The following is an 11585-nucleotide window of genomic DNA, read 5'->3' on the forward strand; positions in this document are numbered from 1 at the left end:
CGGCGCGACCCATCGCCGCAGGCGCCGTGGTCACCCGCGACGACCTGACCTGGAAGCGCCCGGCCCATGGCGTGAGCCCGCGCGAGATCGACGCGGTGCTCGGCAAGCGCGCCCGCGCCGACATCGCGGAAGACACCGTGCTCCAGTGGAGCCATCTGGAGTAACCGGCTGGAAAAGCACCGGCACATCACTGGCTGATGAACCGGACGCGCCGGACACCACGGGCGCGCAACCGATGCGCAACCGGAGCCTTTCCGATCACTGACCAGACGTCTTCCATATACCGCACAACGCACTGACCGCCCGGCGGGCCTTCATCCGGTCCACTTGCCGCCCCGCCGGGCCTTCACGAAACACCGCGCCCCACGCGCAGCCGCACATGACCCAACGCCGCACCCTCGTCCTTGCCGTTGCCCCCGACGATGCCACCCCCGACACCCATTTGATGGCCGGGCCGTGGTGTTTTCACGGGCGCGAGGACGCCTTTCCCGACTGGGACACCCGCTTCACCTTCGGCCCCGACCCGTACGCCACCGGCGACGAGGTGGCCGCCGCCATCGACGAGGCCAACAGCTACGCCATTTCGCGCATCCCGGACCTTGCCCTGCGCCTGGGCGCGCACCACGGCGCCGACCTGCCGCGCGACTTCTGGGACCTGACCCTGTACCCGTGGCTGACCCTGTGCTGCCAGATGCTGCACGAGCGCCAGCGCCGCGTACAGGACATGATCCGCCTGTGGGGCAGCGAGGAACTGGACGTTCCCCTGCTGCCGGGCGACTGCGCCTTTTCCTTCGAGGACAGCCACCAGTTCATCCTGGCGGGCGCGCAGGACCAGTTGTTCAACTGGTGGGTGTTCTCGCGCATCCTCGAACCGCAGTTGCCCGCCGCGTGGCGGGCCGTGCATGCCGAGCCGGTCACCCGCCATTCCGGCGCCCCCGCGGAAGGCGGCCTGCGTGGTCTTGCGCGGCGGCTGCTGTACGCGCTGCCGTTTCCGCGCATCAAGGGCTTTTCCACCCTGCAATCGCTGGCGTTTTCCATGGCCCTGCTGGGGCCGCGCACCAGCGAGGACCGCACCATCCCCCTGGCCCAGCTCAAGGGGCGCATGCCGGTGTGGCGCTTCGAGCCGGACGACATCATCCTGCCGTCCATCCCCCGCGCCCTGTGCCAGCAGCACCTGCCCCGCACCGTGCGGCAGCGCCGCCCGCGCACCCGCGTGGTCAACGTGGCCTCGTACCACGACGACGCCTACCGCATGCGCGTGGCCCTGGACCGCGCCGCCGGGGCGCGGCTGGTGTTCATCCAGCACGGCGGCAACTACGGCCACATCCGCGAATCCGCCGTGGTGCCCTACTACGAGTATCGCCAGCACGCCTTCGTCACCTGGGGCTGGACCAGCCACGCGCCGTTCCGGGGCAACTACGTGCCCCTGCCGCACGGCCAGCTGGACCGCATCAAGGACAGCCATACCGACCGCACCGGCGCACTGGTGCTGGTAGGCGCGGAAATGAGCCTGCTCTCCTACCGACTGGATTCGCGACCGCAGGCACTGCAATGGCTGGACTACCGCCGCGACAAGGCGTGCTTTCTCGCCGCCCTGCCCGACCATGTGCGCGCATCCGCCCTGTACCGCCCCTATTTCCGGACCATGAGCGGCCTGGACGACGCCCCGTGGGTGCTGCGCCGCTTTGCCGACGTGCGCCGCTGCGAAGGGAGCCTTGACGAGCACATGCTGGGCTGCCGCCTGCTGGTGCTGGACCACCACGGCACCACCCTGGAACTGGCCATGGCCGCCAATACCCCCACCGTGCTGTACTGGAACCCCGAACACTGGCGCGTGGGACGTGAAACCGCTGCCGCGCTGGCCGAACTGGCCGCCGTGGGCATCCACCACGCCACGCCCGACGCCGCCGCCGCGCACATCTGCCGCGTCTGGCCCGACGTGCAGGGCTGGTGGCAGAGCGATGCCGTGCAGCAGGCCCGCCGCAACTGGTGCGCCCAGTACGCCATGACCACCCCCGGCAGCATCAACGGCATCTGGCTGGACGCGCTGCGCGGGTTGTAAGAGAATATCAAAGGGCCAAGACTTTCTGGGGGAAGGAACCTTTTAAAAAAGGTTCCTTCCCCCAGACCCCCATCCTCCCAAACTTTTTAATTGGGGGATGGAAATCCAACTCGGATATCCACAGAAGGATCGGGGACATGGGCGGATTCATCACCAAGGCGCTGCGCAAGATTCGCGAGGAAGGGCTGACCCCGCGCGACATCGTGTCCTATGGCTGCATGGCCGTGCATCGCAACGCATCCTGCCTGTGGGGCACGGTGCGCATGCGGCTGAAGGCCGCACTGTTCGGCGTGCGGCTGGGCGGCGGCTGCGAGTGCTGCGGCCCCATCATCCTGCAACGCTGGCCGGGCAGCCGCATCGAACTGGGGCGCGGGGTGGGCATCATTTCCTCGTCGCGGCGGTGCACATCCGCCACCATCCACGCGCCCACCCGGCTGCGCACCTTTGCGGGCAGCGCCGCCATCCTGATCGGTGACGGCGTGACCATGAACGGCACGGCCATCACCGCCCGGTCGCGCACCATCCGCATCGGCAAGGGGACCATGATCGGCCCCAACTGCGTGATCACCGATTCCGACTTCCACGCCCAATGGCCGCCGGAAACGCGCCTGACCACCCCGGCCTGCGAGCGCGACCGCGACGTGACCATAGGCGACAACGTCTGGCTGGGCATGCGCTGCATCATCCTGAAGGGCGTGACCATCGGTGACGGGGCCATCGTGGCCGCAGGCAGCGTGGTCACCCGCGACGTGCCCCCCGCCACCCTCGTGGCAGGCACGCCCGCCCGTGTGGTACGGCAGTTGCCGTAGCCCCCGCGCCGCCCCTCGTTTCCTTTTTCCCCGATGCGGTGTATGCGCTCGCGCATCATACGCACGGCATATTTCCCGCTCTCATCCCCCCATTTGAAAAGTTTGGGAGGATGGGGGTCCGGGGGAAGGAACCTTTTTCAAAAGGTTCCTTCCCCCTGTAACTCTTCCCCAACCAGCCCCACCCCATGACCCAACAGACCCTTGCCAAGCGATACGCGTTCAAGCTGCTGGCGAACGTGGCGTCCATCCCGGTGTACCTGACCATGGAGGCGGTGCTGCCGCGCGCCCTGGGTCCCACGGGGTACGGCAACTACAGCTTTGCCACGAACATGTTCCAGCAGTTCGCGGGGTTCCTGGACATGGGCACCTCCACCTGCTTCTACAACGCGTTGTCGCGGCGGCAGCAGGAATTCGGGCTGGTGTCGTTCTACGTGCGGGTGGCGGCGCTGGTGCTGGCCGTCACCATGCTGTTCTCGCTGTCGGCGTTCGTGCCGGGGCTTGGGCAGTGGCTGCTGCCGGACGTGCCCGCGTGGATCGTGCCGCTGGCGGCCCTGTGGGCGTTTCTGTCGTGGTGGGGCCGGGTACTTCGCTCCATGAACGACGCGCTGGGGGTGACGGTTTCCAGCGAAATTTCGCGCACGGTGCTGAACCTGGCCAGCGTGGGGGCGCTGCTGGCGTTGTTCCTGCTGGGCTGGCTGAACATGGGCACCCTGTTCGCACACCAGTACGCGACGCTGATCGCACTGGCGGTGGGGTACGCCATGGTGCTGCGCGGGGGCTGGCCCACGGTAAGCTTTCGCATGGACCGGGAAACCCGGCGGGCCTACACGCGGGAATTTGCGGACTACAGCACGCCGCTGTTCGTGCAGGCGCTGGCATCCACCGTATTCCTGGTGGCGGAACGCTGGCTGCTGCAAACCTTCAACGGCAGCGCGCAACAGGGGTTCTTTGCCCTGTCGCAGAAGGTGGGCATGGCCTGCTTCCTGTTCGTCTCGGCCATGACGCCGCTGGTCATGCGCGAGCTGTCCATTGCCTGGGGCAAGGGCGACCGGACGGAAATGGGCAGGCTGATGGACCGCTTTGCGCCGCTGCTGTTCACGGTTGCGGGCTATTTTTCGTGCTTCACGGCCATGGAGGCCCCGGCGGTGGTGCGCATCTTTGGCGGGGCGGACTACGCGGCGGCCATCCTGCCGGTGCAGATCATGGCCCTGTACCCGGTGCACCAGGCCTACGGGCAGCTTGCCGGGTCGGTGTTCTACGCCACGGGCCGCACCCGCACCATGCGCAACATGGCGGTGACGGAATACATACTGGGCTTCGGCCTGTCGTGGCTGCTGCTGGCCCCGGCGGACAAATTCGGCTTCGGCCTTGGGGCCATGGGCCTTGCGGTAAAGACGGTGCTGGTCCAGTTCCTGTCGGTCAATTTCATGCTGTGGATGAGTTCGCGGATCATCCCGCTGAACTACCTGCGCAACGTGGCGCATCAGGCGCTGTGCCTGGCCTTTCTGGCCGGGGCGGCGTGGGCCTGCCGCAGCCTGACCATTGCCACGGGGCTGGGGGACGCGCAGGACATCGTGCGCTTCTTCGTTTCCGGCGTGATCTATTCCGCACTGGTGGGCGGGGCGGTGCTGGCCGTGCCGCAACTGGTGGGCCTTACCCGGCAGGACCTGCGGGGGCTGGCCAAGCGGGCGCTGGGGCGGTTCCGCAAGTCCGGGGCGTAGCGCCGCCTTCACGCAGCACCGGAACACCATTACCGCACACTACCGGCATATTGCACCCCGCATCATGCGCGGATATACTGCCACGGCCTGAAAAGCCCCCCTGCCTGGCCGCGCGGTGCGGTCCGCACAAGGGGGCCACGGGACAACGGGCCACGGGGCGCGCCACCGGCTGCACGGCATGACCGGAACGCGACCTTACGCACCGGGCACAACGGGACGCGCCCCTACGCGACCTTGCCTGGCCCGGCCCGCGCGGTTCCCACATCCTCGACGGACGCCACCGCGCCCGCCCCACACCATCCGGCGGCTTTGCCGCCGCACCGCACGCGAACGCAACCACCATGATCACCGCACGCGACATTCGGGAAAAGATGCGCCGGGGCGAAGCCACCATCGGCACCTGGATGCAGATTCCTTCCACCGACGTGGCCGAAATCCTTGGCCGGTCCGGCTACGACTGGGTGGCCGTGGACCTGGAGCACGCCGCCTTCACCCGCAGCCAGCTGCCGGACGCCTTCCGCGCCATCGAGCTTGGCGGGGCCGCGCCCTTTGCCCGCGTGGCCGAAGCCACCCTGACCGACATCAAGGCATCGCTGGATTCCGGCGCGCGGGGCCTGATCTTTCCCATGATCGAAACCCGCGAACAGCTGGACGCCGCCATCGGCTGGGCGCTGTACCCCCGCACCGACGGCCCTTCCGGCGTGCGCGGCGTGGGCTACTGCCGGGCCAACCTCTTCGGCCGCGAATTCACGCCCTACGTGAACGAAACCGCCCGCGACACCCTGTTCGTGGCGCAGATCGAGCACATCCGCGCGGTGGACAACCTGGATGCCATCCTGTCCCACCCGCGCCTGGACGCCATCATGGTGGGGCCGTACGACCTTTCCGGCTCCATGGGGCTTACCGCGCAGTTCGACCACCCGGACTTTCTCGCCGCGCTGGACCGCATCGCCGCCGCCGCGCGCGCCCACGACGTGCCCATGGGCCTGCACATCGTGCAGCCCGACACGGCGGACCTTGCGCGCCGCATTGGCGAAGGCTACCGGTTCATCGCGTGGTGCATTGATGCGGTGTTTCTGTACCGCAATTGTACTTGTCCGCCCGCTGGCGGTGCCGCGTAGTTCCGGCACCTGACTTGTCCTTTCGCTGACTGAAGGCCAGGACACCCCCGGGCCACGGCCCCACGCATCACAACAGCAACCGAATCCATACGGACCGCACCGCGCCCCGGAACGGCGCGCCGGGCCACCCCGCCCGCGGGCGGCATGGGGCACAGCCCCGAAGGGATGCAGCACAATGAAGATCACCTTTTTCGGCGGGGCCGGGTTCCTCGGCTCCCACGTCTGCGACAAGCTTTCCGACGCCGGGCACGAAGTCACCATCGTCGACCTGCGCCCCTCGCCCTACCTGCGCAGCGACCAGCGCATGGTTGTCGGCAACGTCCTTGACGAGGCCGCCGTGGACGCCGCCATCGCCGGTGCCGACGCCGTGTTCAACTTCGCGGGCATCGCCGACATCGGCGAAGCCAACCGCAAGCCCGTGGACACCGCGCGCATCAACGTGCTGGGCAACGTCATCCTGCTGGAAGCCTGCCGCAAGGCCAAGGTTGCCCGCTACGTGTTCGCCAGCTCGCTGTACGTGTACGGCAAGTCCGGCGGGTTCTACCGGTGCAGCAAGCAGGCCTGCGAACTGTACATCGAAAACTATCAGGCCATGCACGGGCTGGACTACACCATCCTGCGCTACGGTTCGCTGTACGGCCCCCGCGCCGACCGCCGCAACGCCATCAACCGCTTTGTGGCAGAGGCGCTGGAAACCGGGGCCATCACCTACTACGGCAGCCCCACCGCCCTGCGCGAATACATCCACGTGGAAGACGCCGCCCTGTGCACCGTGGAAGTGCTGAAGCCGGAATACGCCAACGAGAACATCGTGCTCACCGGCAACCAGCCCATGCGCGTGGGGGACCTGTTCAAGATGATCGGCGAAATGCTGGGCAAGGAACTGAACATCGCCTACCAGCACGACCCCAACAGCGGCCACTACCAGGTCACGCCCTATGCCTTCATGCCCAAGGTGGGCAAGAAACTGGTGCCCAACCTGACCACCGACCTCGGCCAGGGCGTGCTGCGCGTGATGGAAGAAGTGCACCGCGAACTGCACCCCGACATGCACGACGTGGGCGGCTACCTGCTGCCCCGCGAAGAGTAGGACGCGGACAGAGTGGTTTTGTGGAAAAGAATTTCGGGGAGGGGACCTTTTGCGGCAGCCGTTAGATGAGCGCTTGCGCGAATCTTACGGATGGCGACCGCAACGCGTAAAAAGGTCTCCCTCCCCTCTAAACCTTTCAACGGGGGTGTCATATGCCGGAAGCGACATACCCGCTATTATCTGCCTTAGCTCCAGTTCTTGGCGGCGTCGGAATTGGGTCACTACTTACAGTGGTAGCCCAACACTGGGTGACCAAAAAGCGCGAACATGAACAACGTACTTTTACAGAAAAAAAAGCTGCATATACCGGACTACTTCAAGCCTTGCATGACTGTGTCGTCAATCCATCGGATAATTCGCTGAAAAAATTTGCCCTAGCGCTTGCGCATGTCCACATTTTCGGAAGCCCTGAATCCATTCAATACGCCGAGCTACTGAAAAACACCGCGCCCAACTCTCAAGAGCGCGACTTGGCATTTACGGAATTGCTGAATGCCATGCGGAATGATCTTGGCATCGTTCAAACACGAGACAACAAACAATCGCAATAGCGGAGCTACTTCCATGAACATCGTCGCCATCATCCCCGCCCGCATGGGCTCCAGCCGCTTCCCGGGCAAGCCCATGGCCGACATCCACGGCGTGCCCATGGTGGGCCACGTCACCTTCCGCACGGCCATGAGCCCCACCCTGACCGCCACCTACGTGGCCACCTGCGACCAGGAAATCTACGACTACGCCGAAAGCGCGGGCCTGAAGGCCGTCATGACCGGCGACCACCACGTGCGCTGCACCACCCGAACCGCCGAAGCCCTGCTGAAAATCGAAGCCGCCACCGGCAAGCGCGTGGACATCGTGGTCATGGTCCAGGGCGACGAACCCATGGTCACCCCCGACATGATCGACGCCGCCATCGCCCCCATGCTGGCCGACCCCGCCATCAACGTCACCAACCTGATGGCCCGCATGGAAACCGTGGAGGAATTCGAAGATCCCAACGAAGTCAAGGTGGTGGTGGACCTGAACTCCGACGCGCTGTACTTCTCGCGCGAGGCGGTTCCCTCGCGCAAGAAGGGCGTCACCGACGTGCCCATGCAGAAGCAGGTGTGCATCATTCCCTTCCGCCGCGACTACCTGCTGAAGTTCAACGACATGCAGGAAACCCCGCTGGAAATCATCGAATCGGTGGACATGATGCGCATCCTCGAACACGGCGAAAAGGTGCGCATGGTGCCTACCGACAAGCGCACCCTCAGCGTGGACACCCCCGAAGACCTCGCCCGCGTGGTGGACATGATGGCCGAGGACACCCTGCGCCTCGTCTACACGAAGTAACGGAGCCGACATGCCCACGCCGCACATGCCGCGCATGCCCGACATGTCGCGCCTTGCCGCCATTGCCGAGGAACTCTGGCTTTCGCTGTTCGCGTGGATTCCCACCGTCATCGGCGTGGGCGCGCGCCTTGTGGCCTGGCAGCCGCTGTTCTGCCACTGCGGCCGGGTACGCTTCGGCCAGTCGGTGACGGTGCAGGGCTGCCGCAACATCGCGCTGGCCAACGGCGTGCGCATCGGCAAGGGCTGCCACCTGTACGCCCGCACCGGCGCGCTGGAGATGGGCGAAAACGCGGCCCTCAACGTCAACGTGGTGGTGGACGCCGACGGCGGGCACATCCGCATGGGCGCCCACGTGACGGTGGGCCCCGGCACGGTCATCCGCGCGGCCAACCACAACTTCGACCGCACCGACGTGCCCATCATGTTCCAGGGGCACGAGTACGGTGAGGTGACCATAGAAGACGACGTGTGGATCGCGGCCAACTGCACCATCACCCCCGGCGTGCACATCGGGCGCGGGGCCGTGGTGGGGGCCGGGGCCGTGGTGACCAGGGACGTGGAGCCGTACACCGTGGTGGGCGGCGTGCCCGCGAAACCGTTGCGCAAGCGCGGCATGCACGAGCGGGCGGCTACGCCTCCGGAAGCCTAGCCGGCAGCGCGAAGCGTCAGGCAAGCACGCGAAACAACAGGCGGGTGACCGGGCAGCCCCACGCCGCCCCGCAAATCAGAATGACACCGACACGCGCGACATACCGCGCGACATGCCGAGGGGCCATGCCCCCGGCAAAGGACAACGAATCATGAAGGTAGCCATCACCACCTCGTCGTTCGCCAAGTTCAGCGACGAACCGCTGCGCCTTTTGCGCGAAGCGGGCATGGAGTACGTGCTCAACCCCACGGGCCGCGCCATCACCGAAGACGAGGCCATCGAACTGTTGCAGGGCTGCATCGGTGTGGCCGCGGGCACAGAGCCGCTGACCCGCCGGGTGATGCAGGCCCTGCCGGAGCTGAAGGTCATCTCGCGCTGCGGCACCGGCATGGACAGCGTGGACCGCGCCGCCGCCGCCGAACTGGGCATTGCCGTGCGCAACACGCCCGACGCGCCCACCCAGGCCGTGGCCGAACTGACCCTGGGCTACGCGCTGGACCTGATGCGCCTTGTCAGCCGCATGGACCGCGAACTGCGCGCGGGCACGTGGAAGAAGCGCATGGGCAACCTGCTGGCGGGCAAGAAGGTGGGCCTGATCGGCTTTGGCCGCATTGGCCGCGCCACGGGCAAGCTGTTCGAGGCCTTCGGCTGCGAGGTGGCCTTTGCCGACCCGTTCGCCGAAAGCGACACCAACGCCAAGATGGAAATGGACGCCCTGCTGGCCTGGGCGGACATCGTCTCGCTGCACTGCTCGAAGCCGGAAGGCGGCGGGTACATCCTGGACGAACGCCGCCTTGGCCTGATGCGCCCCGGCACGTGGGTCATCAACGCCGCGCGCGGCGGGCTCATCGACGAAGCCGCCCTGCATGCGCTGCTGGCCTCCGGGCATCTGGCCGGGGCCGCGCTGGACGTGTTCGCCAAGGAACCCTACGAAGGCCCCCTGCGCGACCTGCCAAGCGTCATCCTGACCCCGCACATCGGCTCGTACGCCGTGGAGGCCCGCGTTAAGATGGAAACCGACACCATCCGCAACCTGCTGGACGCGCTGCCCAAATAGGCAAAGCGCATCGGCAGGGCGCACCGGCGGAGGCCATTGGCGGAGAGCGCCAGTCATCGGCGCTCATCCCGGCGGCCCGCCGCGCGACACATCCCGTTTCGGTGGCCAGCCCCGTCCCCTACTGTGCGGACGGGCCAAACCTTCGCAAACGGAATGCCGGAGTTGTTCCTCATACCCCGCGACGGGTTTCCCTCGCGGGAGTCTGGTGCGGGCGGGATACGCGGAATTACGATTTTTGCCCGCCGGGCGGCGGCAAAAGGCGGATTCCGCGTGTAGCGCGCCCGCGCTACATCAGGACAAGCAGTCTGCCAAGGCTTCCGCCACCGCAGCACTGTCCCAAGGAGTACCATGCCCCTTTCCTGCATCGTCTTCGACTGCGACGGCGTCATCCTGGAAAGCGTGAACGTGAAGACCGAAGCCTTCGCCCGCGTGGCCGAACCCTTCGGCACGGACGCACGCGACCGTCTGGTGGCCTATCATATGGAACACGGCGGCGTGAGCCGCTACAAGAAGTTCGAATGGCTGTTCAGCGAGGTGCTGGGCCGCGAGATCACCCCCGACGAAATGGATGATCTTGGCCGCAAGTACGCGGACTACGCCTTCGAAGGCGTACTGAACGCCCCCATGGTGCCCGGCGCGCACGACGTTATCACCGCGTGGCATGGCCGCGTGCCGCTGTACGTGTGCTCCGGCGCGCCGCACGAGGAACTGGTGCATATCCTGACCGAGCGCGGGCTGGCCAAATACTTCGAGGCCATCTACGGCTCCCCGCCCGGCAAGACCGACGTGCTGCGCCGCGCTGTGGAAAAGGCCGCCGTGCCCCCGGTGGAAGTGGTGATGATCGGCGACGCCAAGACCGACATGACCGCCGCCGAAACCGTGGGCACCCTGTTCTATGGCCGGGGCGAAGCCTTTGCCGCCACCCAGCACCCGTGGGGGCATGACCTGACGGGGCTTAATGTGTGGCTGGAAGGCGTGGCCAAGGCGTAGCCCGAACCGTCCCTTAGCCCGCTGCCTGCGTCAGGACGGCTTTTTGTTCAGGTCGAATACTGCAACCGTATGCTCCTCCACAAAAAGCCGTCCATCCTTGGCAGCCCCCCCTTGGGCCAACAGGCCCTGGGGAGCATGCCGCCACACCGGGCAGCCGTGCATCTGCCCTTTCAGGCCCCGCCAGCCTGACCGCCAGCCCCGCCGCCGCAAAGGAGCCTTCGTGACCACCTTCATCCTGCTGGATGGACCAGACGCCCCGCCCCGCCCGCAACCGGCATTCGACGGCCTGCCCCCGGTGCTGGCCCACTGGGCCCGGCGCAACGTGCCGCACGGGCATCTTTCGGTGCCCGCGCTGGTGGAGGCGCATTTCACGGACATCCGGCGCGAGTACATCACCTGGGCGCACGAGGTCGGGCTGACCCGTCCGGCACGCTCCACGCGCAACCTGCGCGAACTGCTGGCCGTGGGCGACACCTTCTCGCACTGGTGGTTCACCACGCTTGCCGAGAAGCATCCCAAGATCTGCCGCAACCTGTACGAATTGACCAAGCTGCGCGCGCTGGAACTGGCCATGGAGGACGCCCGCGCCGACCATGTCTGCCTGGTCACCGACGACACGGTGCTGGCGGGCATCCTGCTGCGCTTCTGCGCGGCCACGGGCCGCCGGTTCGAACTGCATCCGGCCAAGGCGGAAGCCGGAAACGACGCGGGCGCGCATGCCGCCGCCCCCCGCTCGGCCAGGCAGCGTCTG

Annotated in this window: 11 protein-coding genes and 1 pseudogene; all 12 read left to right on the forward strand. The window is 66.7% G+C overall.

All coding sequences use genetic code 11. The annotated features are described in order from the left end of the window. Positions 1 to 11 precede the first annotated feature (11 nt). The gene (locus FVW27_RS20000) at positions 12 to 164 is read left to right on the forward strand and encodes an SAF domain-containing protein (RefSeq protein WP_341806190.1); all 153 of its coding nucleotides are present in this window, start codon (positions 12 to 14) and stop codon (positions 162 to 164) included. A gap of 215 nt (positions 165 to 379) precedes the next feature. Then, on the forward strand, positions 380 to 2062 hold the full coding sequence (locus tag FVW27_RS20005) for an LIC12162 family transferase (protein WP_167128767.1): 1683 nt from the start codon (positions 380 to 382) through the stop codon (positions 2060 to 2062). A 137-nt stretch (positions 2063 to 2199) separates the two neighbouring features. After that, a complete protein-coding gene (locus FVW27_RS20010) occupies positions 2200 to 2871 on the forward strand; it encodes an acyltransferase (RefSeq protein ID WP_167128770.1) in 672 nt (223 codons plus the stop codon). Between the two features lie 185 nt (positions 2872 to 3056). Next, a complete protein-coding gene (locus FVW27_RS20015; RefSeq protein ID WP_167128773.1) occupies positions 3057 to 4592 on the forward strand; it encodes a lipopolysaccharide biosynthesis protein in 1536 nt (511 codons plus the stop codon). Positions 4593 to 4933: 341 nt separating this feature from the next. After that, positions 4934 to 5713 carry an HpcH/HpaI aldolase family protein gene (locus FVW27_RS20020; RefSeq protein ID WP_167128776.1) on the forward strand — a complete coding sequence of 260 codons (780 nt, stop codon included), beginning with the start codon at positions 4934 to 4936 and terminating at the stop codon, positions 5711 to 5713. Between the two features lie 175 nt (positions 5714 to 5888). Then, positions 5889 to 6803, forward strand: coding sequence for an NAD-dependent epimerase/dehydratase family protein (locus FVW27_RS20025; RefSeq protein WP_167128779.1), 915 nt, complete (start codon positions 5889 to 5891; stop codon positions 6801 to 6803). Between the two features lie 152 nt (positions 6804 to 6955). Next, positions 6956 to 7354 carry a hypothetical protein gene (locus FVW27_RS20030; RefSeq protein WP_167128782.1) on the forward strand — a complete coding sequence of 133 codons (399 nt, stop codon included), beginning with the start codon at positions 6956 to 6958 and terminating at the stop codon, positions 7352 to 7354. A 13-nt stretch (positions 7355 to 7367) separates the two neighbouring features. Beyond that, positions 7368 to 8138: a 3-deoxy-manno-octulosonate cytidylyltransferase gene (gene kdsB / locus FVW27_RS20035; protein ID WP_167128785.1), complete on the forward strand. Its 771-nt coding sequence runs from the start codon at positions 7368 to 7370 to the stop codon at positions 8136 to 8138. 10 nt (positions 8139 to 8148) lie between these two features. Beyond that, the gene (locus FVW27_RS20040; protein WP_167128788.1) at positions 8149 to 8787 is read left to right on the forward strand and encodes an acyltransferase; all 639 of its coding nucleotides are present in this window, start codon (positions 8149 to 8151) and stop codon (positions 8785 to 8787) included. Between the two features lie 151 nt (positions 8788 to 8938). After that, positions 8939 to 9844, forward strand: a complete 906-nt coding sequence (locus tag FVW27_RS20045; protein WP_167128791.1) for a phosphoglycerate dehydrogenase — start codon at positions 8939 to 8941, stop codon at positions 9842 to 9844. A 348-nt stretch (positions 9845 to 10192) separates the two neighbouring features. Beyond that, positions 10193 to 10834 (forward strand): HAD family hydrolase, encoded by a 642-nt coding sequence (locus FVW27_RS20050; RefSeq protein WP_167128794.1) that lies wholly within the window; start codon positions 10193 to 10195, stop codon positions 10832 to 10834. A gap of 220 nt (positions 10835 to 11054) precedes the next feature. Beyond that, positions 11055 to 11585: pseudogene (locus FVW27_RS20055) on the forward strand (TIGR04326 family surface carbohydrate biosynthesis protein); the annotation flags it as partial.

Source organism: Nitratidesulfovibrio liaohensis (assembly GCF_011682075.1).
Classification (GTDB): domain Bacteria; phylum Desulfobacterota; class Desulfovibrionia; order Desulfovibrionales; family Desulfovibrionaceae; genus Cupidesulfovibrio; species Cupidesulfovibrio liaohensis.